The organism is Candidatus Phytoplasma crotalariae (assembly GCF_030586865.1).
GTDB classification, from domain to species: domain Bacteria; phylum Bacillota_I; class Bacilli_A; order Acholeplasmatales; family Acholeplasmataceae; genus Phytoplasma; species Phytoplasma citri.
Genome location: NZ_JAOSIR010000006.1, coordinates 1 through 24560 on the forward strand (window position 1 = coordinate 1; position 24560 = coordinate 24560).

Genomic DNA, 24560 nt, shown 5'->3' on the forward strand with positions numbered 1-24560 from the left:
GTGAAGAATTTCAAAATTTTTTTAGATATATTTTCTTGAAGTGTTTTCTAAATTTTAATATTATCTTCAAGGTCTAGAAAATGCAAACTTTGTTGGTACCTATTGATGGATTTTTTGTTCGAATTTCTCGCTTAAACGATTAATTTCCTTGGCTTATAGATTTTAAAAAAAAGTTGTTAAATAAAAAAACTCGCCAAATTGAGCGAGTTTGTTTGGATTAAATTATGTTTTTATAATTTTTTTTTGATTTGAATTAATATTAAAGAAGCAATAGATATTCATGACAAAATTATACCATAAAATAATAAATTACTTAAAACTTATATTTAAATCTATAATCTGATAAGGAGATTTTGCCAAATAACACATAATATCCAATATAAAAATTTTTTAATTTTAACGAAGTTTTATTTAAAAAAGTAATAATATGAAAATATTAAAGTTAAAAATATATGTTCTAAATAAATAACTAAAATCTCAAACAAATTTCTTTGATGATAAAAATGTTTGTTTTCTATTTGAAAATTATAAAAAAGCCACAAACAATCAATTAAACAAATAAAACTTAAATTTTTTTTATTTTAGAGTTTACAAGAACAAAATAAATATTGATTAATAAAATAGTTTGTCGTGTAAATAAATATAATGAATAAAAAGGTTTATAAAATCCTTTGATTAAACTTTAAACTTAATATTAAAATTAATAAATTAATTATCATTTTCAGGATTAAAGTGAAGATAGAAATCGGTTAATTTGAAATAATAATTGCGAACGTGAACGTAACCAAAGTAATAATCTCGTTCTTATTCTAAGAATTGTTTCAGAACTTTTTATTTCAAGATTAAGTAAGTGTCAATTGGACTTTCGTGTTATTTTTTTGGAATTTTACATATAAATATAATTAACTGTCATCTTTTTTATAGTATATTGAATTTTGAATTCGGTTTTTTATCTTCAGATTTAGTTAAATATTAATTCATCCTTTAACTTCATCGAGAGTATTCGCCTGGTAATTTGTTAACTTACTTGATATTTAAGCCCTTTTAGCGCTTTAATCATATTATCAATCTATTTATAATTTTATTATCAAATAAAATATTAAAATAAATTTTTTTTAAAAAATAAAATTACTTTTTTCATATCAAGATTTTTAGGTTTTAAATTTCCTTGCTTATTGGAAAACATAAAATTATCACAATACCAGTTTTTTAAATATTGATACATATCTAAAGATAATAAATCGTATAAATTATTTTGATTATCAACGGATAAGAAAGATTTAATAATGATATACCATGATATATTTTTATTATGAGGCATAAACCTTTTTAATTCCCATTGTAAACAACATTCTAAAATTACTAAAAAATTTGTATTAACGATTGTATAATTATGATTTTTAGCATAAAAATCATGAAAACTATTAACATAATAAATTCTTTGATGCATTTCTAAAACCCATTTATTAATAGACAAATTAAAATAATTACGACCTAAATCTAAAAAAGGTTGCATAGCTTTGTTTTTAATATTTTTGTTTAAACAATAATCATACATACCAAATTCTTTTCTTAAAGCACATAAAGAAATATCAGGGGCGTATGGATATAATTCATAAGGTATTATTCTCATTTAAAATCCTTTTTAAATAATTTAATTTACAATTTTAATCTTATAAAAAGAAAATTATACTTTTTTAGGTTTATTTATCGAAATAATAAAATTTTTTTATGTCTAAATCAAAATGATTCATTAAAAAAATATTTTTAATTTTATTTTTCAAAACGCTGAAATAGTTTATCTTTCTTACCGACTAAAATTTTATTTTTGGTAATACCGAAAAATTTTAAACTTTCAAAAGTATTTTCTTCTGATTGAATTTGATCTAAAATACATTTAGCTGTAGTTGGCAAAAAAGGTTGTAATAAAACACCAATAAAACGTAAAATTTCTATTGTATTATATAAACAATAATTTAATTTATTAATATCTTGAGAAGAATTACTTTTAAATAATTCCCATGGTTTTATTAAATCGATATATTTATTACCATAACGTGCCAAATTCATAATATGTTCGATAGCTTCAGATATTTTAAAATCTTTCATACATAAACGAATTATTGGTAAAACCGAAAGAGCAAAATTTGATAATTTTAATCCTAATTCATTTTCAAAATTATTAACTTTAATAACTTTATTATCACAATATTTTTTTAACATGCCTATAGAACGACTTAATAAATTACCAATAGTATTTATCAAATCCGTATTATAACGTTCAAACATTAAATCATAAGTTAAACAACCATCAGAAACATATGGAATTTCATGTAAAACAAAATAACGAATAGCATCAATAGGAAAAATTTTATTTAAATCATCTACATAAACTACATTTTGAGTCGATTTAGACATTTTGCGATTATTAAATAAAATCCAAGGATGAATTAAAAATTGTTTAGGCAAAGGTAATTTTAAAGCAAATAAAAAACTCAAATAATAAATTAAATGAAATTTCACAATATCTTTACCTATAATTTGTAAATCAGGCGGCCAATATTTAACAAAATTTAAATCTTCATGCCAGAGTTGATCATCATTTGATTGCGGAAATTTTAATAAACCTGTAATATAATTACTTAAAGCATCAAACCAAACATAAGTGATGTGTGCATTATCAAAAGGCAAAGGAATTCCCCATCTAAAAGAAGTTCTTGAAATTGATAAATCTGCCAAAGGTTCTTTTAATAAATTTAAAATTTCTTTTCTACGCGCAACTGGTTTAATTAAATCAGGATGATCTTTTAAATATTGCAATAAAATTGGTTGATATTTGGATAATTTAAAAAAATAAACTTCTTCTTTCATCCAAATTGGAGTTTCGCCACTAGGTAATTTATTATCAATTAAATCTTTATCGGAAACATAACTTTCCTCAGCGATAGAGTACCAGCCTTGATAAACTCCTAAATAAATATCTTTTTGTTCGAATAATTGATTTATAAATTTTTGAACATATTTCTTATGTTTTTCACCAGTAGTACGAATAAAATAATCATATTGAATATTAACCGAATCATAAATTTGTTTAATTTCATTAGAAATATAATCAACATATTCTTGATTAGACATTTTATTTATTAAAGCTTTATTTTCTATTTTTTGACCATGTTCATCTGTTCCTGTTTGAAAAAAAACAGAATATCCTTCCATTTTTTTAAAACGTGATATAGCATCTGCTAAAATAATTTCATAAACATTACCTATATGAGGCAAAGATGAAGTATATACAATTGAAGTAGTAATAAAAAATTTATCTTTTGAAACCATATAAACTAATTTTAATTACTCCTTAAATTCTAATTCAAACTATTTTATCTGAAATTGATTATAAATTTGTTTTTTAGAGATCTTACGTTCTCTAGATAAAAAACTCAAGGCTTCTTTCCGAGAATAACCTTGTTTCAATAAAAATAAAAAATGTTCTTCCAAAGTTAAATCTTGAAATGGTGACAAAAATTTGTTTTTATCAATAATGATTACATATTCGCCTTTTAAGGATAATTTTTCTTTTTCTTGCAAAATCTCATTAATATCCCCGCAAATAATAGTTTCAAATTTTTTCGTTAATTCTTTAGATAAATTAATATTTCTGTGAACATAAAGTTTTTGAATCAATAACAAAGTCTCTAATAAACGTAAAGGAGATTCAAAGAAAATTAAAGTTCCTTCGAAAAAACGATATTTTAATAAAATATTTTCTTTTTGTATTCTTTTTTTCGGAAAAAAACCTAAAAATAAAAAAGGTAAAGCGAAAGTAGAAATACTAAAAGAAGTTGTAACAGCAGAAGCTCCCGGTAAAGGACACAAGTAAAAACCTGATGCTTGTACTTCACGAACTAATAACAAACCTGGATCACTAATCAAAGGAGTTCCTGCATTACTAATAAGAGCTAAATCTTTATTTTGCCGCAATAAAGATAAAACTTGAGGAATTCTTTGTTTTTCGTTAAATTGATGTAATGACAATAAATTATTCTCGAATTTATAAAATTTCAAAATTTTATAAGCTTGACGAGTATCTTCAGCCAAAATGTAATCTACTTGTTTTAAAATATTTAAAGCTCTAAAAGTTAAATCTGACATATTACCTATAGGAGTAGCAACTAAATATAAAGTAGCTTTTTTCTCTTGAAAAGTTTTTTGAATGTATAACATAATTCATATCCATCATAATTATTATTTTTTTTTAATTTCTAAAATTAAAGCTAACCAACAAAATTTATTTTCCATTTTTAAACTTATAGGTTCTAAATCATTAAAAATTCTTAACCAATTTATAATTTCTATTTCTGATAAAGAAATTAAATTACCTATTTGAAACAAATATTTCGGAAAATTATGCCTCGTTTTTTGGTTTTTTTGATAAAATAATAAATCTATAAAAAAATTACTTAATATAAACAAAAAATCACTAAAAAAATACTCATAAATCATCAAATTAAATGTTTCATACAATAATTGATTAGAAAAAGATTTTGTTTGAAAATTTTCCAAAAAAATTAAAAAAAATTTTTTCAAATTAAAAAAATAATTTTTATTCAATAAGTAAATTTCTTGTTTATTAACTTCTTTTAATAAATTCAATAATATTTTATCAAAAATATCTTTTTGCAAATCCAAAACATTCGAACAAGAATTTTGAGAATAAGGATGCCAGCATAAAAATTGTGATCTAGAAACAATAGTAGGTAAAACTAAATTACGATCTTCAGTGAATAAAATACCTAAAATATTTTCATTTATAGGATTCTCTAAAAAATAAAGCAAACTATTGGCCGCATTATAACTAACCTTTTCTATAGATTCTATAACGTAAATTTTTTTTTTTTGAATTAAAGACGTTTGTGTAAAATAATTATACATTTCTAAAATTTGTTCTTTACTAACAGAAAAATTTTTATCATCACGTAAATAATAAAAATTAGGATAACTATTTTCTATAATCATTTTTTTTAAAACATCAGGTTTAATATTATCTTTTTGCAAAAATTCATATACTAAATCTATAATTAATGATTTTTTCATTTGAGCATTCAAATTAGTTTCTATCAAATATAAATGAGATAATTTTTGATCACGCATTAACATTCTAAAATATTCTATTAAATAATTATTAGACATAATATTTATATATTTAATCGGAATAATTCACGTAATTTATTCAAAATAATTATATGAACTTCTTCAAAAGAAAGATTATTAGTATTAATTTTAAAAATTCTTTTTGGATATAAATGGTAAAGTTTTAAATAACCATCTCTAATTTGTTGGTGCCAAAATAGTTTTTGCGCGTCAAATCCTTCTAATTTAGATTTACTTCGAGCATATAATCTTTTTAAAATTATTTCCGGTTCCAAATCTAAATAAAAAGTAATATCAGGCAATAATTTATAAGCTAAATAATTAATTTGCCGAATAAATTTAATACCTAATTTCCTCAAATAACCTTGATAAACAAAAGACGAATCTAAATATCGATCACAAATAACAATATTATTATCTGATAAAGCTGGTTTGATAACTTGTTGAAGATGTTCTGTTCTATCTGCTGCGTATAATAAAGATTCTGTTACAAAATCGATTTTATTATGAGTATTAATTAAAATTTGTTTTATAGATTTAACTAAATTACAACCACCAGGTTCTCTAGTCATAATTACTGGATATCGCTTTTTAATAGTTTGAAATAAAGACAAAACATGAGTTGTTTTACCAACGCCATCTCCACCTTCGAAAGAAATAAACATAATTTTTACCTTTAACTTCCGCATTAAAATAAAAAATAAATAAATTTTAACTAAAAAATTAATGATTAAAATCTTAATTATAAATGATTAAAAATCAAATAAAAAAACTCCAACACAATAATAATAAATGAAAAAATAATATCAAATAATCAAGATAACTCATATAATAATAAGTTAATTTTGTGCGCGGAGCTCCTAAAATATAACCTCGTGATTCCATAGCATTAGCTAAAATTGAAGATTTTTGAAAAGAAAGAACAAAAATTGGTATTAATAAAGAAATAAAATAATAAATTTTTTTAAAAATATTTTGAGTATTTAAATCAATACCTCGAGAAGTTTGTGCTTTTATTATTTTTTGTGATTCGGATAATAAGAAAGGTATAAACATATAAATTAATGATAATAACATAGTTAAAGTTTCTAAAGGAAAATTAATTTTTTTAAGAGGTTTTAAAATAAATTCTAATCCATCGTTTATTTCAATAAAAGAAGTTGTCTCAGAAAATAAAGCAAAAACTAAAAAAATCATTAAAATACGTATAATAACAAAAAAAGTTTTCCATATATAATTTGAAGATAAAAATAATATTTGAGTTTCATTAATGAACCAACTTCGAGAAACAAAAAAACGAGGTAATAACAAAATTATTATCAGAAAAAAATAACTATAAAAACTATTTACAAAATAATATTTAAAAATAAAAAATAATAAAGTAATGAAACACCAAATATAAAAGTTATTCCACATGAAAATTTTAATATCATCGCTTGATTTAGAAACAGTAGATAAATTCAAAATTAAACTCAATATAATTAACCAATTTAAATGTGAAAATTTCTTAAGCAATTTTACCCACGAATAATTAGTTTTTTGCAACAACCAAAATATTAAGAAAAAATTAACTATTAATATAATTATATAAAAAAAAATATTTACCAAATCTTTATGTATAAAATTTAATGAAAAATTTAAACCTAAAATAATTTTTAACCAACAAAAAAAAATAAATATTTTAACAGCAGGATGAATCGAATATAAAAAAAAACTATTACGATATGATGCTATATTATTTTTATCATTTGTTTTTATCATATCTTTCAATTCCGCCTGTATAAAATTTACGTAAATAAGCTAAAAATTCCTTTTCAGAATAAACCGGATGAAAAGGAATATTAAAAGATTTTTGCATTAATTTTAAAAGACTAAAAGTTTTAGGTTCATATAAATTAAATTTATGCAATTTAAAAGTTTTAAAAAAAAATTCTTTAGAATTATCAAAAATAATATGACCTTTTTCCATAAAAATAACACGAGTAGCATATTGAGCTACCAAATTCATATCATGAGTAACACAAATAATTGTTTTTTTTTCTGCTTGATAAAGATCTTTAAAAATTTTCATTATATCTGTATAACCTTGAGCATCCAATCCTCTTGTTGGTTCATCTGCAATAATAATCTGCGGTTCCATAATCAAAATTCCTGCAATAGCAACTTTTCTTTGTTGACCTCCGGATAACTTAAAAGGAGAAGTATTCAGAAAATTACTACTAATTCCAACTTTATTTAAGATTTTTATAGCTTTTTTTTTTAATTCGTTAGAATTTTTATTAATATCAGTTGCAAAAGCAAACAAAACGTCTTTTAAAACAGTAGATTCAAACAATTGATATTCAGGAAATTGAAAAATTAAACCTATTTTCCGCTTTATATTATTCAAAAATGCTGAAGAAGTTTTATAATTAATAATTTTATTAAAAATTTTTACTATACCTACTTCAGACAATAATAAACCATTCATTATTTGTACTAATGTAGATTTTCCTGAACCTGTAGGACCAACAATAGCAATAAATTCTTGATTCGGATTAATAGATAAATTAATTTTATTTAAAGCACAAACGCTATATTTATCATAAGAAAAACTTACATCTTTAAATTGTATTGCCATAAAAAATCCTTCAATTTAGACAAAATAATAGGTGGTTTTGATAAGCGATTAAAATCTTGTTGTAATCGATAATAAAGTTTTAAAAATAAAGGCAAATTGATAAAATTATTTTTTAAAAATATTTCATCTTTCATAAAATTAATAGGAATATCTTTTTTTAAAAGATTACCTTTTTGTAAAAAAATAATTTCATCACTTCGAAAGGCAAATTCCCAATCATGTGTAATAGTAATTAAAGTTATATTATTATTTTGATGAATATCTTCGATAAGATTATAAATTTCTTGGGTCCCTTGAGGATCTAAAAAAGATGTAGGTTCATCAAAAATTATAATTTTCGGTTCCATAACTAAAACAGATGCAATAGCTACTCGTTGTTTTTGACCTCCAGATAATTCTTGAGGATTACAATCCAATAAATGCAAAATATTTAACTTTTGGGCAATATTAAAAATCTTTTTTTCCATCACTTCACGAGGTAAATTTTGATTTTCTAATCCAAAAGCAATATCATGTTTTACATCACAACCAATAAATTGATAATCTGGATTTTGAAAAATAATACCCATACGAGCACGTAATAAAAATAAATTTTCTTCTGTTAAAACAATATTATCGATAATAACTTTACCTTTTAAAATCGGCAATAAACCAACCAAAATTCTAGCTAAAGTAGATTTACCCGAACCATTACCACCTATAATTGAAATCCATTTGCCAGAATGAATACAAAAATTTAAATTTTTTAAAATTTCAACATCTTTATAACTAAAATACAAATTTTCAACAACAATCATAATCTACCTTAAAAATCTAATATTTTTGGTTTTATATTATATTTATAAATTTCATTAAAATTAAAAAATTAAATAGAATAAAACAACTTAAACTTATAAATATGAATCAAAAATACAAAAATATTTACTTCAAACAAAACGAATAATAGCCATAGGAGCAGAATCACCACGACGAAATTCAGTTTTAATAATACGCGTATAACCGCTTAATCTATCATTATATTTAGGTGAAATTTCCTCAACTAACTTACGTAAAATTGTTTGATTATTACTAAATTTTTGATTAAAAAATAAATTTAAAGCTCTTCTATGATTAGCTAAATTTGATGTTTTAGTCAAATTAATAACTTTATCCATCATACGACGTAATTCTTGAGCTTTTGGTAAAGTGGTAGTTATTTGTTCAGATATTACTAAACTGGATACTAAATTTTTTAATAAAGATTTTTTTTGAGATTTATTACGTCTTAATTTGCTAAAACTCATAATAAAATGCTTATCCTCTTTCTTTATGTATTTTTATAATTTTATTTTATTCAAATTATTCTAATTTATTTAACATACCAAAATGCAAATCTAAATTCTTCATTTTTTCTTTAAGTTCTTCGAAAGATTTTTTTCCTAAACTACTTAATTTAGTAATTTCTTCTTCTTGATGACTAACTAATTCTCGAACAGTAAAAATTTTAGATTTTTTTAAACTATTTAATAATCTAACTGATAATTCTAATTGCTCAATTTTAAAATCTAATGCATGATTATGATGAGATTTTTCAGGTTCTTGAATAAAATTAATTTTTTGAGTTTCTTCTGATAATTCGACCAAAACAGCTAAATGATCTAATAAAATTTTAGCTGCTAAAGCTAAAGCTTTTTTAGGAGTAATAGCGCCATTAGTTTCAATTTCTAAAATTAATTCTTCTTTATTACCTAATTTAGATTCTACATGAAAAGTACTACGAACAATAGGAGTATATATAGAATCTATAGCGATAACCCCAAATTCGCCACGATTATAAATTTTATTTTCTTCAGATCCTTTGTAACCGATACCTCTACGAACAGTGACTTCCATTTTTAATTCTGCATTCGAACTTAAAGTTGCTATTACATGAGAAGGATTGATAATTTTAATTCCAGTAACAGGTTTAAAATCTGATGCTGTAACTTCCTTAGGACCTTTTACATCTATTTCCAATTTTTGTTCAAAATCGTCTATAGAATCATAATCAGAACTTAAAATTACTCCTTTTAAATTCAATAAAATAGTCATTACATCTTCAGTAATACCTTCTATAAAACTAAATTCATGTTTAACACCTTCAATTTTAACATTAACAATAGCAATCCCTGGCAAAGAAGAAAGTAAAATTCTTCTTAAAGGTGTTCCTAAAGTATTACCATAAGTAGAAGATAAGCATTGAATCATAAAAATACTACAATTAGAATTAGAATTTTCTTTTTCTTGAATTTGCATTATAGGTTTTAAAAATTGTAATTTTGTCATGTCAATATCCTTTTTATCCCCGAGGACGTTTACGAGGTCTACAACCGTTATGAGGAACAGGGGTAGCTTCTTTAAAACATGAAACAAATAACCCCGCTTCTTTAAAAACTAAAACAGTATCACGGCCAAGACCAATACCATTAAAACGTACTTCTACGCTTTTAGCGCCATAAATTTTAGTAGCTATTTCAGCAACACTTTTAGCCACTTGTTGAGCAGCAAATAAATTGCTTTTACGACTACCACGGAAACCTGCATTACCAGCACTTTTTTGTACAATAGTATTACCTTGTTCATCTGTAAAATTAATAATAGTATTATTAAAACTAGTTTTAATATGAATAATTCCTACAGGAATATTTTTTTTAACTTTTTTATCTTTTTTTGTTTGTTTTTTTGAAGACATAAATTAAATTATCCTCTTTTTTTGAGATTATTATTTTTTTTAACTAAATCTGATAAATTTACTTGCCGATTTTTTCTAGATGTTTTGGCGTTGTTACGGGTATTTTGACCTCTTACTGGCAACCCCAAATTATGCCTTCTACCTCTATAAGAATTAATAGCTATTAAATTCTTGATATTCATTAAAGAAAGTTCTCTTCTGAGTAAACCTTTTTCATTTAATTTATTAATTTCTGTCCTAATAGCGGTTAATTGGGATTCTTGCAAATCTTTTACTCGAATATTACCATCAATATTAATGGATTGCAAAATTTTACGAGATGTTTTAATCCCTATACCATAAATATAAGTCAAACCAATTAAAATACTTTTAGTACCAGGAATATCTGCTCCTGCAATTCTTAACATTTAAAATATACTCCTTTCTGTATCAACCCTGTCTCTGATTATGACGACGTTTTTTTTTGTTAATAACAAATACTTTTTTATTACGTCGAACAATAATATCATCGGCACTACGTTTTTTTACAGATGCACGAACTTTCATAATTTTAAAATTCCTTTACAATTTATAACTTATAACGATAAACAATACGGCCTATATCTTTGGAATCTGAACTAAATTCTACTTTTACTTTATCACCTAAAGAAATATGAATATTATTTTTACGTATTTTACCTGAAATACAAGCTATTATATTTTTTTTATTAGGTAATTCCAATTTAAATTTAGCACCCGGCAATGTTCCGATAACTGAAGCATCTATACTTATTTTTTCCATATAATATTTCAAAAAAAATCCCCTTTATTACAAATTTATAATGTTAAAATTTCATAACCTTGAGAAGTAACTGCAATAGTATGTTCAAAATGAGCGCTTAAACTATTATCTTTGCTAACTGCTGTCCAACCGTCATAAAGTATTTGAACTTCTTTACTACCCAAAGTAAACATTGGTTCAATACAAAAAGTCATTCCTGGCACTAATACATAATCTTTTTCCACAAAATTAAAATTAAAAATATAAGGTTTTTCGTGTAAAAATTTACCAATGCCATGACCAGAAAAATTTTCGATAATACCATAACCATTCAAACTACCAATTTTAAAAATAGCCTTCGAAATATCTGATATTCGATTACCCGGACGAACTTGCTCAATACCTTTATATAAAGCTTCTTGAGTATCTTTCAACAATTTAATAGTCTTATCAGGAATATTGCCTATAGCATATGTAAAAGCAGCATCTACAAAATAACCTTTATATTTAATTCCTAAATCTAGAGTTATAATATCACCATTTTTTAAAATTTGTTGATCAGAGGGTACTCCATGAACTATTGCATCATTCACAGAAGTACAAATATGTCCCGGAAAACCATCATAATTTTTAAAAGCAGAAATCACTTCATACTCTTGCATAAATTTATTAGCCAAAAAATCTAACTTCCCTGTGGATATACCTTCTTTTAAAAAAAAAATTAATTTTGTCTTAATTCGGGATAAAATTTTACCTGCCATTTTCATTATAGCGATTTCATCTTTGTTTTTAACAGTGAACATAAAATAATTGATTCCATTTTATATATTTTCATAAATAAATTTTTATTTCTTAAAAGTACTAAAAATAATAATTAATAAAATTAAAATAATTTATTATATAATTTATTCACATTAGTACTAGCTGTAATTTTTTGTACAATTTCAATAGCTACCCCCACTACAATTATAAGACTAGTTCCTCCTAAATTAAAAGTAGCAAAACGATTTAATTTGCTAAATAAAATAAAATTAATTATATCAGGTAAAGCTGCTAATATTGTCAAAGAAAAAGCTCCCATAAGGGTAATTTTAAATAATTTTTGTGTAATTTTATAAACAGTCTCTTGTCCCGGTTTAACTCCATCCAAATAAGCATCTTGTTTAGATAAATGATTAGCAATGTCATAAGGATCTAACATTATAAAAACAGAAAAAAACGAGAATACCAAAATCAATAAAAGATAAACAAAAAAACCTAAACCTAAATAATAATATTGTGATTCTTGCAACTGAATAATAAATTTTTTAAAATAATTATCATTAGATAAAAAAGCGCCTATAGTTGGAAAAATATTAAGAAAAGTATTAGCTAAAATAATAGGTAAAATTCCAGAAGTATTAATTTTTAAAGGGATATGATTTTGAATTGTATCATTTCGTTTGTATGTAGCATAACTAATAGGAATCTTCAAATAAGAAGAACATAAAATAATAGTTAAAATTAATAAAATTAAAAAAGATAATAAAACTAAAATTTTTTGACTTGTACTGAAAAATGCATCATTTGACAATAAAGATTTAAAACTTTTAGATAAATTTTCACTTATACTTATAACTATAAAAATAGAAACTCCATTACCTATACCTTTATTCGTAATTAAATCTGATAACCAAATACAAATAAAAGAACCAACTACTAAAAAAAATACTACTTGCAAAACTAAAATTTTTTGTTGAGCCACATCAAAAAGTTGAGAACGAATAATAGAAGCCAAACCTTGACCAAAAGCTATTATTAAAGTAAGCAATCTAGTAATAAAATTAATTTTATATTTCCCGATAGAACCTTGTTCATGCCATTCTTTTAAAAAAGGGAAAATTTTATTAGCAATTTGTATAATAATAGAAGCAGTAATATAAGGCATTACCCCTAAAGAAAGAAAATATATAGGCATAGAACTATTAAATATAGAAAGATCTCTTAATAATAATTTTTTTAATTGTGCAAATTGTAAAATATTAAGAGGGATAAAAGGGATGTATATGTTTAAACCAATTACATAAATAAAAATAATAAATAAAGTTAAAAAAATTTTATTTATAATATGTTTTTTATCTTTAATAAAATTTACTAACATGCTCATTAAAATTTACCTTTTTTATTTAATTTTATATAACTTGAATCTTTCCTCCAGATTTTATAATAGCCTCTTCTGCTTTTTTAGAAAATTTCACAGCTTGTACTATTAATCTTTTAGTTAAATTGCCTTTAGCTAAAATTTTAATCAAATCATTATTTTTTTTAATTTTGTTATGTTCCATTAATAATTCAGGAGTTATTAAAGTATCATTTTCAAATATTTCTAAATCTTCAAGATTAACTAAAGAATATTTTTTTTTATTAATATTATAAAAACCTTGTTTTGGGATACGTTGAAAAAAAGGAGTTTGACCGCCTTCAAAACCTACACGTGTTTTTCCACCAGAACGAGCTAATTGTCCTTTATGACCGCGACCACAAGTTTTACCTAATCCACTACCTGGACCTCTACCTAAGCGCTTAATACTTTTACGCGCTTTATGAACAGGTTTTAATGAATTCAACATATAAAAACTCTCCTCTCTTATTTAATCCCAAATAATCTTTTTAAAAATTAAAAATTTTTGTTAATTGAAATTAAATGCTTAATAATGTTTAACATTCCCTTTAATACAGCATTTTCTTCCTTAATAACTATTTGATTAATCTTTTTCAATCCTAATGCATGAGCTGTTTTTATTTGTTTAGGATTTCTTCCGATTAAACTTCTGCATAACTTAATTTGAATATTATTCATTTAGCAATTCCTCTAATACGATTTTGTAACGTAATACCCCTAAGTTTTTCCACATCTTGTATAGTTTTTAACTGTTTTAATCCGTTAACTGTAGCTCTTAAAACATTAATATGTGTACGTGAACCAAAAGTTTTTGCAATAATATCTGTAATACCTGCTAATTTAAAAATTGATCTTGCCGCCGTTCCTCCTGCTATAATACCTGTCCCTTTAGAAGCTGGTTTTAAAAAAAATTTAGTAGCTCCAAAACGACCTATAATTTCATGAGGAATAGTAGTACCATTTAAAGCAACGCAAAACAAATTTTTTTTAGCTTTTTCAACAGCTTTTTTGATAGCTTCTAACACTTCCTGCGCTTTACAAGAAGCAAATCCAACATTACCTTTTTGATCACCTACTACAACTAAAGCAGAAAAACGAAAGCGACGACCACCTTTAACAACTTTAACAATTTTACTAATTTTTACTATTTTCTCTTCTAATGAAGAAAATTTTTTTTTATTAGATAATTCTCTTTTCATAAATGTCTCCATTTTTTTAAATAACTGAACATATTATTAAAAATTTAAACCTTCTGCTCGAGCAGAATCAGCTAAAACTTTAATGCGACCATGATAAAGATATCCGCCCCGATCAAAAACAACATTTTTAATACCTTTTGCCAAAGCTTTTTGAGCAATTATTTTGCCAATTTCTGAAGCTGCTTTAGTATTAATAATATTATAATTAATATGTTTGCTATGAACGCTACATAAAGTAATACCTAAATTATCATCAATAATTTGAACATAAAAATATCTATTAGAATAAGAGACATTTAAACGGGGTTTTTGTGAACTACCTACAATTTTTTTTCTTAAACGTAAATGACGTTTTCGTCTTAAAAGTTGAGAAGATTCTTTTTTAATCATAAACCGAATAAATTCCTTTTTTATTTTTTAGCACTTTTACCAGCTTTACGATGGATGTAACCGCCAACATAATATATTCCTGTCCCTTTATAAGGCTCTGGTTTCGCAAGAGATATTATTTTTGCGGCAAATTCACCTACTAATTGTTTATCAACGCCTTTAATAATTATTAAATTATTTTGTTTATTCACTTCTACTATTAAAGTAGGTAAAATCTTCATAACAATATCATGAGAATAACCTAATTTAAAAACTAATTTATCTTCTTCTACTGTACACGAATAACCTAAACCTGTAATTTTAAGCTCTTTAGAAAATAAATTTTTAACTCCTTGAACCATATTATTCAATAAAGCTCTAGTAGTGCCATGAATTTTTTTCATAAAATTATTATTATTAGGTCTTGTAATAGTAATAATATTATCTTTCTTAATAATACTTAAACAAGAATTAAATTGAAATTCTAATTTGCCTTGTGAAGATGAAACTAAAATTTGATTATCTGGCTTAATTTCTACAACAACACCTTCCGGAATTGAAATAATTTTCCTTCCTACCCGTGACATAAATATTTCTCCTTCATTAAAATTACTACCAAATATAAGCTAATAAATGTCCTCCCACATTTAATGATGAAGCTTCATAATCAGTTAAAATACCTCGAGAAGTAGAAATTAAAGCTATTCCAAAACCATTTCTTACTTTAGGAATTTCTTGAACTGAAACGTACTCAGAAACTCTTTTTAATCCTTTAATTGCACTTTCTTTAGTTTCTTTATTATATTTTAGATAAATAATAATCTCATTAATTTTTTTATCTATATTAAAATTAATAATAAATCCTTCTTTTTTAAGTACTTCTAACATTCTAATTTTTAAATTCGAATAAGGTACGCAAACTTCATCATATTTCATTGCATTAGCATTTCTAATTCTTGTTAAGAAATCAGCAATAGTATCTGTCATTACCATAATTTTATAATTGTACTTCCTTTTATATTTACCAACTCATTTTTACAATACCGGGAATTTCACCTTTATTCGCTAATAAACGAAAATTAATACGAGATAAACCAAATTTTCGCATATAACCCCTAGCTCTACCATCAATTTTATCTATATTTTTGCAACGCACAATAGAAGAATTGACAGGTAATTTAGCTAAACTTTGATAATCTTTTTTTTGTTTTAATTCTGCTCTTATACGAAAATATTTTAAAAATATTTCTTTTTGTTTTAAATTTTTAATAATTTTAGATTTCTTAGCCATTTACATTTAACTCCTATTTTTATTTTATCCTTTTAAAAGGCATTCCATAAAAATCTAATAATTTTTTAGCTTGTTGATCGTTAGAAGCCGTAGTAACTATACAAATATCCATGCCAAAATTTCTTTTTACTTGATCCAAACTAATTTCCGGAAAAATAATTTGTTCTTTGATTCCTAAATTATAATTACCTTTACCATCGAAAGATTTTAAAGAAAGTCCTGAAAAATCTTTAATTCTTGCCAAAACAATATGAATCAATTTATTTAAAAAAAACTCTTTTCTATGACTTCTTAAAGTTACTTTTAAACCAATTATTTCTTTAGTTCGTAATTTAAAATTAGAAATAGATTTTTTGGCTTCGGTATTAATAGGAATTTGACCACTAATTAAAGCTAATTGTTGGCGACAATCAGCTAAAAATTTAGCATCTGAAGCAGCTTTTCCAAGACCTACATTAATCACAATTTTTTCTATCTTAGGGACTTGCATAATAGAATGAACATTAAAAATTTCTTTTAAAGCTAAAAAAGTATTATTTTTTGTATAATTTTTATTAATTTCCATATTATTTAACCTTTTTTATTCAAGTACTAATTGTTAAACCTGTTTTTTTAGAATAACGAATTTTTTTATTTGAATCGAAACGAAATCCTACACGAGTGGGAATTTTTAAATTCGGATCAATTAGAGCAACATTTGAAACGTGAATAGGCATTTCTTCTTTAATAATTTGACCTTTTTGGTCATTATCATTGTCAAAAGTTTTATGTTTAATAGCAATATTTACACCTTCCACTAAAACCCTTTGCTCTTTAAAAAAAACTTTTATAACTTTTCCTGTACGAAATACTTTTTTTTGACTAGTAGGATCTATAAAATAACGATCTTTGCCAGAAATAATAGCTACTGTATCACCTTTTTTTATACGCATTTATAACAACCTCATACCACTAAAACTTCTTCTGCTAAAGATATAAACTTAGAAAAATTATTTTTTTGAAAATTTTGATTTCTAATAGCAGGTCCAAAAATTCTAGTTCCTCTCGGAGTCATATCATCTTTGACCATAACAACTGCATTATCATCAAATTTAATATAACTACCATTTTTGCTTTTAAAACCATGTTTAGTTCTCAAAATAAGAGCTTTAGAAATACTACCTTTTTTAATTAAACTAGTAGTAGTAGTTTTTTTAACAGAAACTGTAACTAAATCACCAATGTAAGCATAACGTTTACCAGTATCCCCTGGAATACCAATCACTAAAACTTCTTTAGCTCCACTGTTATCTGAAACTTTTAAACGTGTATTAACTTGAATCATAAATCAGACACCTTTGTAACAGAACGTAAAATTTTTACTAAACGAAATCTTTTTAATTTTGATAAAGGACGAGTTTCTTCGATGGAAACCATATTACCTATTTTAGCATCTCCATTAGGATCATGAACATAAAATTTACTAATTTTTTTGACACTTTTGCCATATAATGAATCCTGTTTGTCATATTTAACAGCTACAGTTATAGTTTTAGACATTTTATCAGACACAACTATGCCTGAAAGTTTTTTTCTAACTTTTTTTCTCACATTACGCATTTATATTTTAATCCTCCTTGTTAACATTCAATATCATTTAATAATATATTAAAAATAAATTATTTAGTACAAATTATATCCAAAAATGTAAAATTAATAATATTATATCGAAAACAAATTTATAGATAATTAATACAAAAATAATTTTTCTTCAATTTTAAAACTTAGAAAGAACTAAAATATTCTAAAATTTCTCATGTTTTAAACCATATCTAATTTTTTAAATATTTTTTAATTTTAAATAAACAGTGCTGATTTATTTTATCACGTTATTATGTCTTTTTTTATCTTTTAATTTAAGATATCCTAATAATATTTAATTAATATTTATTTTTTATTATTAATTTTTTTAAGCTTATATATTTCCACTTATAAAAATTTAAATAATAACTATTAGGATAAAATTTATTTATTTTTTTGTTCCCGGATAACAGTCTTTAAACGGGCAATATTTTTACAAATTTTACGTATTACAGAAGTATCTTTTAATTTTGATAATCCTAATTGTAAATGTTTTTCAAAATATTCTTTTTGAAAAGATTCCAGCTTTTTAAAAATTTCATCCATTCCCATTTTACGAATTTCATTAATTTTCATATTAGTTCCCCTTTTGCAACAATTTTAGTTTTAATAGGAAGTTTATGCGAAGCTAATCTTAAAGCTTCTTTTTCGAATTTTTCTATATTATTTAAATCACGAACTTCAAACATCACAGTACCACGTTTAACAACTGCTACCCAATTAACTACGTTACCTTTACCAGAACCCATTCGAACTAATTTTTTTTCAGTAATTGGCAAACTAGGAAAAATATTAATAAATACTTGACCTTCTCTTTTTAAATGACGAGTCATAACTATACGAGAAGCTTCAATTTGTCGATTACTAATCCAACGGCCTTGTTGAGCTACTAAACCATAATTACCATTCAAAATTCTAGTTTGACCTTTGGCTTTTCCTTCGTAACTTAAACGATGTAAACGACGATATTTAGTTTTTTTCGGCATTAACATAAAAAATTACCTCTTTTATTTAAGATGATTATTGATTATAAATAACTTATTCTCAGTTGTATTTCAAAATAATTTAAAAAATTATTTATTTTGCTGAATTTTCTGTTTTTGTATTAGATATATTTTCGTGAGATATTTTTTTAGAACTTTCTTGATGATCTTGAGTAGCATAATTACCATCACAAACCCAAACTTTAACACCTAAAATTCCATGAATAGTTTTAGCAGCAACGTATGCATAATCAATTTTAGAACGAAAAGTTCCTAAAGGCAAAATACCTTTAATAGTAGTTTCTGTTCTAGCGATTTCAGCTCCATTTAAACGACCTTTGAGGCTAATTTTAATCCCCTTCAATCCTGCTTTTAAAGCTTTTTGAATATGCATTTTTTGAACAGCTCTAAAAAAAGCTCTTTGTTGTAATTGTGCAGCTATATTTTGGGCTATTAAAGAAGCTACTTTATCAGGATTTTTAACTTCGATCACATTAATATTAATATTCTTTTTAATTAATTTATATATTTTTTGAACTAATTTATTTTTTTCTTTATTATCAGCACCTATAACAATTCCTATTTTGGAAGTATGCAAAAAAATTTCAATCTTTTCTTCATTATCTTTTTTAAAACGTTGAATTTCCACACGAGCAATAGTTCCCAAAGGATAATAATTATTAATAAATTTTCTAAGATTATAATCTTCATGAATTAACAAAGGCACCTTTTTAGCTTCTGAATACCAATTAGATGCCCAATTACGAAGCAATGATAATCTTAAAACAATAGGACTACTCTTTTGACCCATTAAATGCTACCTTTTCTTTCTAATTCTATTTTTGTTGAGCTAAAAAAATAGTAATATGACTAGTATTTTTTTGAATTTGATTACTTCTACCTTTAGCTCTAGGTAATAAGCGTTTCATTCTAACACCTTGATTAACAAAAATTTTCTTAACATATAAATTATTAATATTAAAATTAAAATTCTTAACAGCATTAGAAACGGCACTTTTTAATAATTTTGAAACTACTATAGAAGCAGCTTTGCGAGTAAATTCCAAAATAGCTTGAGCTTCTTCAATATTTTTATAACGAATTAAGTCAATAACTAAACGTACTTTTCTAGGAGCTATCGGCACTCGCTTAGCGATAGCTTTTACATCATTATTCAACATTTTATAAATTTTCTCGCTTTCCTAGAATTTTATTTTTTTTGCGAACTTTTATCTTTTTTAACATGTACTACATATTTACGAGTAAAAGCAAAAGAACCTAATTTATAGCCTACCATATCCTCAGTAATAAATAAATCTGTAAAATCTTTTCCATTATGTACAGAAATCTTATGACCAACAAATTCAGGTATTATACTAGTATCACGAGAATAAGTTTTTATAGTTTTTTTAATTTTTTGTTTTTCTTGTCGCATCACTTTAGATAATAAATTATGATCAGCGAAAAACCCTTTTTTAATAGAACGGCTCATGATTTGCTATTTTGCTCCTTATTTTTTACGACGTTTTAAAATTAAACTTGTAGATTTTTTATTTTGTTTACGTGTTTTGATACCACGATCAGGTTTACCAGTATAACTTCTAGAAGAAACATATCCAATAGGGCTACGACCTTCTCCGCCACCGTGAGCATGATCGTTAGGATTCATAGCAGTACCTCTAACTTTAGGTCTTTTATTTAAATAACGAGATCTTCCTGCTTTGCCATTTCTAATTAATTTATAAGTATCATTTCCTATAGCACCTATAGTAGCTCTACAAGTAGCTAAAACTTTACGAATTTCTCCTGAAGGTAAAGTTAAAACAACATATTTATCTTCACGCGATACAATAGTAGCGTAAGAACCAGCTCCACGAGCCAATTGTCCGCCTTTACCAGGTTTTAATTCTACATTGCTTACAACTGAACCAATAGGAAGATTTTTGAGAGGTAAAACATTTCCTACCTTAATCTCCGAACCTAAACCGGATGAAACATAACTACCAACATTTAATCCTTTTAAAGATAAAATATATCTTTTTTCACCATCTCGATAATGAATCAAAGAAATATAAGCATTTCTTTTAGGGTCGTATTCAATAGTAGCAACTTTACCTAAAATTCCATCTTTATCTCTTTTAAAATCTATAAGACGAATTTTTTGTTTTGCTCCGCCCCCATGACCTCTAACGGTAATAACACCTCGATTATTGCGCCCTCCTGTATTATTTTTAAAAAATAATAACTTTTTTTCTGGTTTAGAGGTAGTAAGTTCGGAAAAACTTTGTAATTGCATATTTCTATGGCCATTAGAGGTAGGTTTGTATTTTTTGATAGACATAATTAACCTATTTTCCTTTAATTTATTTCATATACTTTAAAAAAATTTTGTAATTGATAAAATTTAAAATCATTTAATTTCACTCAAATCACTAATCCTTTGTCCCGGAACAACCTTTACAATAGCCTTTTTATAAGCCGAAGTATAACCTGAATATTTACCTTTTCTTTTAAATTTTGGTAGAACATTAATAATATTAACAGACATAACATTGACTTTGAAAATATATTCTATAGCTTTTCGAATTTCTATTTTATTAATATTTTTTTCAACTTTAAAAAAATATTTATTATATAATTCCATCTGTTTATTAGTTGCTTCAGTGATTATAGGATCTTTAATATATTTATAATATTTATTCATTAACAACTTTTCCTTCCAAATAATTAATTGCTTGACGAGTAATCATTAAGTATTTTGCTTGAAAAATTTGATAAACACTAAAATGAGTCACACTTTCTAACATTACTTGAGATAAGTTATTAGTAGATTTAATTAAATAATCAGTTAATTTAGGAACTGCAATTAAAATTTTATGTTTCAAATTGATTTTTAATTCAGTTAATAATTTAGTAAATTCTTTAGTTTTAGAATTTTTTAAATCTAAAGAATCTAAAATTATTAAAGTATTATTTTTAAAATGCCAGGATAAAGCGGAATAAAAAGCTAGTTTTCTAACTTTAGCATTAATTTTAAAATGATAATCTCTTTTTTGCAAAGCGAAAGCATGGCCTCCACCTCGCCAAATAGGAGAACGAATAGTTCCTTGACGTGATCTACCCGTTCCTTTTTGAGCCCAAGGTTTACGACCTCCTCCTGAAACTTCAGCACGATTTTTAGTTTTATGATTGCCCAACCTTTTAGCAGCTCTTTGTTGATTAATTACATCATAAATTGCTTGTTGATGCAATTTAACTCCAAAAATTTTATTGGATAAAATTATTTCATCACATGGTTGACCATGTATATTAATCACGTTACACTTAAGCATGAGATATAGCCTCTTTATTAATTTTTTTAACGGCTGTTTTAATCATCACAAAACCTTTGTTAGGTCCAGGGATGTTGCCTTTAATTAAAATAACATCTTTATCTGATATTACCGATATAATTTTCAAATTCTGAATAGTCACTTTTTGAAAACCCATTTGACTAGGTAAATGCTTTCCTTTTTGATTACCTTTAATAGGACCATTAGAACCTGGTCTACGATGAAATCGCGAACCGTGACTTTTTGGACCAATAGTTTGATTATATTTTTTAATAACTCCCGCAAAACCTTTACCTTTACTAACTCCCGTTACATCTATAAAATCTCCAGAATTAAAAATATTAATATCTAAAATTTGTCCTGGTTTTAATTCTGATAATTTATTTGAGTTGTTATGATTCAAAGAAATCTCACGTACAAAAAATTTAGGAGAAGAATTATATTTATTAAAGTGACCTTTAAGTGGTTTTGTCGTATTTTTTTCTTTTTTATTTGCAAAAGATAATTGTGTCGCTTGATAACCATCTTTTTCTATTTTTTTTTGTTGCAAAACAACATTATTAGCGACATGAACAATAGTAACAGGAATTAATAAACCTTGATCATGATCAAAGAACTGAGTCATACCTATTTTTCGTCCTAAAATTCCTTTAGACATGTTAAACAATATCTCCTTTTAAAATAATAATAAAATCTAAAAATATTAAATAGACATATAAAAATTAAAATTAATTTAAATTATTATATTATTGTTTAATACTAATATCAACTGATTTAGGAACATTAATACGCGTTAATGCATCAATAGTTTCGGCATTAGGATTAATAATTTGAATTAAACGTTTATGTGTAAAACGACCAAATTGTTCTCGACTATCTTTATGAACAAAAGTAGAACGCAAAACAGTAAATATTTCTTTACGAGTAGGTAATGGTATAGGTCCTTTAATTTCGGCTCCAGTAGCAACAATACTATCAATAATCTTTGTAACAGTTGATTCTAACATTTTAAAATCATAAGTTTTTAAACAAATTTGAAAAATTTCTGACTTTTTTTTCATCCCTTAGATTACCTTTCCTATTTTAGGATAAATAAAATATTTATTTGATATTTACATATATAAATTTTTAATTTTTGTTAAGCATAATAGCGTATATAAAAAAAATTTTATTAACAGAAAATAATAATTTAATTTATTGTAAAAATCCTTAAATTAAAAAATAAAATATTTTATATTATTCCGAAATTACCTCAAATAATATAAAATATTCACAGAATATACACATTTATCATTATATCATAAAAAAATATATCTATTTATATCAACAAAAAAAATTTTCTAATAAAAATATAATTTTTAACAAAAATATAAAAAATATTATTTTCATATATTTTTGATAGCTATTCTGAGTTTAGCCGAATGACTACAAGAATTAAACTCTTGTTCTTCATAAGAAGGGCGTATAACCTTTTTATTTATAATTCTTAAAGCAGGAGTTGGCAAATCTTTATTTTGAACAGGTAAACGAGACCACACCAAATCATGAGAACTATTTTTTTTAAAAAACTGTTTTACTACACGATCTTCCAAAGAATTAAAACTAATTACTAATATAATTCCATCTTTTTTTAATAATTTTAAACTTTGTTCTAAAGCTAATTGTAGACATTTTAATTCTTGATTAACTTCTATGCGCAAAGCTTGAAAAACTCTTTTAGCACTATGTCCACGATTATTACGAAAATTTTTAAATTTATCAGTAATTTTAACTAAATCAAAAGTCATATATAATGGTCTATTTTTAATAATTTCTTTAGCAATCATACGAGATTTTGGTTCTTCGCCATAAATTTGAAAAATCTTTTGCAATTCTTCTAAAGAATAATTATTTAAAATATATTGGGCAGTAATAGGATTACTACAATTCATTCTCATATCTAAAAAATTATTACGTAAATAACTAAAACCTCTCGTATTATCATTAATTTGTAATGATGATAATCCTAAATCAAAAACAATACCATTAATCATATTTACTTTACGTGCTAATAGTTCATCATATAAACAAGCAAAATTTTTATTTATTAAAAAAATATTTGGATAATTAATAAACCTTTGCTGACATTGTTTAATAGCTTTAATATCCTGATCAAATGAGTATAAAGTGCCACTAGTTAATTTATTCAAAATAGCATGGCTATGACCACCTGCACCTAACGTAGCATCAACATAAAATACGGATAGATTAATTGCGTTTTATACAACGATTTGTATTTGTTGTTTTATTGACAATCAGCCCCCGTCCAAACGGTGCGAGCAAGTTTCCCAGCACACCGCTTTCCCTAATTTACTCTCTTGCGAGAAC

At 24.6% G+C, this 24560-nt stretch carries 38 protein-coding genes; all 38 read right to left on the reverse strand.

What is annotated here, in order from left to right; translation table 11 throughout:
• Positions 1–1099: 1099 nt before the first annotated feature.
• The gene (locus tag OC683_RS00705; RefSeq protein WP_304514650.1) at positions 1100–1633 is read right to left on the reverse strand and encodes a hypothetical protein; all 534 of its coding nucleotides are present in this window, start codon (positions 1631–1633) and stop codon (positions 1100–1102) included.
• A 140-nt stretch (positions 1634–1773) separates the two neighbouring features.
• A complete protein-coding gene (locus tag OC683_RS00710; RefSeq protein ID WP_304514651.1) occupies positions 1774–3333 on the reverse strand; it encodes a class I tRNA ligase family protein in 1560 nt (519 codons plus the stop codon).
• Between the two features lie 39 nt (positions 3334–3372).
• Positions 3373–4221 carry a 16S rRNA (cytidine(1402)-2'-O)-methyltransferase gene (gene rsmI / locus OC683_RS00715; protein ID WP_304514652.1) on the reverse strand — a complete coding sequence of 283 codons (849 nt, stop codon included), beginning with the start codon at positions 4219–4221 and terminating at the stop codon, positions 3373–3375.
• Positions 4222–4242: 21 nt separating this feature from the next.
• The gene (locus OC683_RS00720) at positions 4243–5187 is read right to left on the reverse strand and encodes a hypothetical protein (protein ID WP_304514653.1); all 945 of its coding nucleotides are present in this window, start codon (positions 5185–5187) and stop codon (positions 4243–4245) included.
• Positions 5188–5192: 5 nt separating this feature from the next.
• A complete protein-coding gene (gene tmk, locus OC683_RS00725; RefSeq protein WP_304514654.1) occupies positions 5193–5813 on the reverse strand; it encodes a dTMP kinase in 621 nt (206 codons plus the stop codon).
• A 94-nt stretch (positions 5814–5907) separates the two neighbouring features.
• Entirely contained in the window at positions 5908–6909 is a 1002-nt protein-coding gene (locus OC683_RS00730; RefSeq protein ID WP_304514655.1) for an energy-coupling factor transporter transmembrane component T family protein, read from the reverse strand.
• On the reverse strand, positions 6893–7768 hold the full coding sequence (locus OC683_RS00735; protein ID WP_304514656.1) for an ATP-binding cassette domain-containing protein: 876 nt from the start codon (positions 7766–7768) through the stop codon (positions 6893–6895). The genes OC683_RS00730 and OC683_RS00735 overlap by 17 nt, the downstream gene beginning before the upstream one ends.
• Complete coding sequence (locus OC683_RS00740; protein WP_304514657.1) at positions 7744–8565, reverse strand: energy-coupling factor transporter ATPase; 822 nt, start codon at positions 8563–8565, stop codon at positions 7744–7746. Before OC683_RS00740 ends, OC683_RS00735 begins: the two co-directional genes overlap by 25 nt.
• 129 nt (positions 8566–8694) lie before the next feature.
• Positions 8695–9051 (reverse strand): 50S ribosomal protein L17, encoded by a 357-nt coding sequence (gene rplQ, locus OC683_RS00745; RefSeq protein ID WP_304514658.1) that lies wholly within the window; start codon positions 9049–9051, stop codon positions 8695–8697.
• Positions 9052–9106: 55 nt separating this feature from the next.
• Entirely contained in the window at positions 9107–10072 is a 966-nt protein-coding gene (locus OC683_RS00750) for a DNA-directed RNA polymerase subunit alpha (protein ID WP_304514659.1), read from the reverse strand.
• 13 nt (positions 10073–10085) lie between these two features.
• Entirely contained in the window at positions 10086–10478 is a 393-nt protein-coding gene (rpsK, locus tag OC683_RS00755; protein ID WP_304514660.1) for a 30S ribosomal protein S11, read from the reverse strand.
• Between the two features lie 8 nt (positions 10479–10486).
• Positions 10487–10885, reverse strand: coding sequence for a 30S ribosomal protein S13 (gene rpsM / locus OC683_RS00760; protein WP_304514661.1), 399 nt, complete (start codon positions 10883–10885; stop codon positions 10487–10489).
• A 22-nt stretch (positions 10886–10907) separates the two neighbouring features.
• Positions 10908–11024: a 50S ribosomal protein L36 gene (gene rpmJ / locus OC683_RS00765; protein ID WP_078122916.1), complete on the reverse strand. Its 117-nt coding sequence runs from the start codon at positions 11022–11024 to the stop codon at positions 10908–10910.
• Between the two features lie 22 nt (positions 11025–11046).
• The gene (infA, locus tag OC683_RS00770; protein ID WP_420887811.1) at positions 11047–11271 is read right to left on the reverse strand and encodes a translation initiation factor IF-1; all 225 of its coding nucleotides are present in this window, start codon (positions 11269–11271) and stop codon (positions 11047–11049) included.
• Between the two features lie 23 nt (positions 11272–11294).
• A complete protein-coding gene (gene map, locus OC683_RS00775) occupies positions 11295–12041 on the reverse strand; it encodes a type I methionyl aminopeptidase (RefSeq protein WP_304514662.1) in 747 nt (248 codons plus the stop codon).
• Positions 12042–12121: 80 nt separating this feature from the next.
• Complete coding sequence (secY, locus tag OC683_RS00780; RefSeq protein ID WP_304514663.1) at positions 12122–13384, reverse strand: preprotein translocase subunit SecY; 1263 nt, start codon at positions 13382–13384, stop codon at positions 12122–12124.
• A gap of 25 nt (positions 13385–13409) precedes the next feature.
• A complete protein-coding gene (gene rplO, locus OC683_RS00785) occupies positions 13410–13847 on the reverse strand; it encodes a 50S ribosomal protein L15 (protein WP_304514664.1) in 438 nt (145 codons plus the stop codon).
• Between the two features lie 47 nt (positions 13848–13894).
• Entirely contained in the window at positions 13895–14077 is a 183-nt protein-coding gene (gene rpmD / locus OC683_RS00790) for a 50S ribosomal protein L30 (protein ID WP_078122911.1), read from the reverse strand.
• A complete protein-coding gene (gene rpsE, locus OC683_RS00795) occupies positions 14074–14598 on the reverse strand; it encodes a 30S ribosomal protein S5 (protein WP_304514665.1) in 525 nt (174 codons plus the stop codon). Before rpsE ends, rpmD begins: the two co-directional genes overlap by 4 nt.
• 36 nt (positions 14599–14634) lie before the next feature.
• Entirely contained in the window at positions 14635–14988 is a 354-nt protein-coding gene (gene rplR, locus OC683_RS00800; protein ID WP_304514666.1) for a 50S ribosomal protein L18, read from the reverse strand.
• Between the two features lie 20 nt (positions 14989–15008).
• On the reverse strand, positions 15009–15554 hold the full coding sequence (gene rplF / locus OC683_RS00805; protein WP_304514667.1) for a 50S ribosomal protein L6: 546 nt from the start codon (positions 15552–15554) through the stop codon (positions 15009–15011).
• Between the two features lie 25 nt (positions 15555–15579).
• Positions 15580–15960: a 30S ribosomal protein S8 gene (gene rpsH, locus OC683_RS00810; protein ID WP_304514668.1), complete on the reverse strand. Its 381-nt coding sequence runs from the start codon at positions 15958–15960 to the stop codon at positions 15580–15582.
• 28 nt (positions 15961–15988) lie between these two features.
• Positions 15989–16258: a 30S ribosomal protein S14 gene (gene rpsN / locus OC683_RS00815; RefSeq protein ID WP_304514669.1), complete on the reverse strand. Its 270-nt coding sequence runs from the start codon at positions 16256–16258 to the stop codon at positions 15989–15991.
• Between the two features lie 19 nt (positions 16259–16277).
• The gene (gene rplE / locus OC683_RS00820; protein WP_304514670.1) at positions 16278–16823 is read right to left on the reverse strand and encodes a 50S ribosomal protein L5; all 546 of its coding nucleotides are present in this window, start codon (positions 16821–16823) and stop codon (positions 16278–16280) included.
• A gap of 19 nt (positions 16824–16842) precedes the next feature.
• Complete coding sequence (gene rplX, locus OC683_RS00825) at positions 16843–17190, reverse strand: 50S ribosomal protein L24 (RefSeq protein ID WP_304514671.1); 348 nt, start codon at positions 17188–17190, stop codon at positions 16843–16845.
• 11 nt (positions 17191–17201) lie between these two features.
• Positions 17202–17582 carry a 50S ribosomal protein L14 gene (gene rplN / locus OC683_RS00830; protein WP_304514672.1) on the reverse strand — a complete coding sequence of 127 codons (381 nt, stop codon included), beginning with the start codon at positions 17580–17582 and terminating at the stop codon, positions 17202–17204.
• Positions 17579–17857, reverse strand: coding sequence for a 30S ribosomal protein S17 (gene rpsQ / locus OC683_RS00835; RefSeq protein ID WP_304514673.1), 279 nt, complete (start codon positions 17855–17857; stop codon positions 17579–17581). Before rpsQ ends, rplN begins: the two co-directional genes overlap by 4 nt.
• A 405-nt stretch (positions 17858–18262) precedes the next feature.
• Positions 18263–18454: a 50S ribosomal protein L29 gene (gene rpmC, locus OC683_RS00840; protein ID WP_304514674.1), complete on the reverse strand. Its 192-nt coding sequence runs from the start codon at positions 18452–18454 to the stop codon at positions 18263–18265.
• Positions 18451–18870, reverse strand: a complete 420-nt coding sequence (rplP, locus tag OC683_RS00845; RefSeq protein ID WP_304514675.1) for a 50S ribosomal protein L16 — start codon at positions 18868–18870, stop codon at positions 18451–18453. The genes rpmC and rplP overlap by 4 nt, the downstream gene beginning before the upstream one ends.
• Before the next feature lie 85 nt (positions 18871–18955).
• Entirely contained in the window at positions 18956–19672 is a 717-nt protein-coding gene (rpsC, locus tag OC683_RS00850) for a 30S ribosomal protein S3 (RefSeq protein ID WP_304514676.1), read from the reverse strand.
• A gap of 25 nt (positions 19673–19697) precedes the next feature.
• Positions 19698–20042: a 50S ribosomal protein L22 gene (gene rplV, locus OC683_RS00855; protein ID WP_304514677.1), complete on the reverse strand. Its 345-nt coding sequence runs from the start codon at positions 20040–20042 to the stop codon at positions 19698–19700.
• A gap of 29 nt (positions 20043–20071) precedes the next feature.
• Positions 20072–20353: a 30S ribosomal protein S19 gene (gene rpsS / locus OC683_RS00860; protein ID WP_193621882.1), complete on the reverse strand. Its 282-nt coding sequence runs from the start codon at positions 20351–20353 to the stop codon at positions 20072–20074.
• 18 nt (positions 20354–20371) lie between these two features.
• Entirely contained in the window at positions 20372–21202 is an 831-nt protein-coding gene (rplB, locus tag OC683_RS00865) for a 50S ribosomal protein L2 (protein WP_304514679.1), read from the reverse strand.
• 69 nt (positions 21203–21271) lie between these two features.
• Positions 21272–21565: a 50S ribosomal protein L23 gene (rplW, locus tag OC683_RS00870; protein WP_304514680.1), complete on the reverse strand. Its 294-nt coding sequence runs from the start codon at positions 21563–21565 to the stop codon at positions 21272–21274.
• Entirely contained in the window at positions 21558–22193 is a 636-nt protein-coding gene (gene rplD, locus OC683_RS00875) for a 50S ribosomal protein L4 (protein ID WP_304514681.1), read from the reverse strand. Before rplD ends, rplW begins: the two co-directional genes overlap by 8 nt.
• On the reverse strand, positions 22186–22851 hold the full coding sequence (rplC, locus tag OC683_RS00880) for a 50S ribosomal protein L3 (RefSeq protein ID WP_304514682.1): 666 nt from the start codon (positions 22849–22851) through the stop codon (positions 22186–22188). Before rplC ends, rplD begins: the two co-directional genes overlap by 8 nt.
• A gap of 88 nt (positions 22852–22939) precedes the next feature.
• Entirely contained in the window at positions 22940–23254 is a 315-nt protein-coding gene (rpsJ, locus tag OC683_RS00885; RefSeq protein ID WP_304514683.1) for a 30S ribosomal protein S10, read from the reverse strand.
• Between the two features lie 324 nt (positions 23255–23578).
• The gene (rsmH, locus tag OC683_RS00890) at positions 23579–24445 is read right to left on the reverse strand and encodes a 16S rRNA (cytosine(1402)-N(4))-methyltransferase RsmH (RefSeq protein WP_304514684.1); all 867 of its coding nucleotides are present in this window, start codon (positions 24443–24445) and stop codon (positions 23579–23581) included.
• Positions 24446–24560 lie beyond the last annotated feature (115 nt).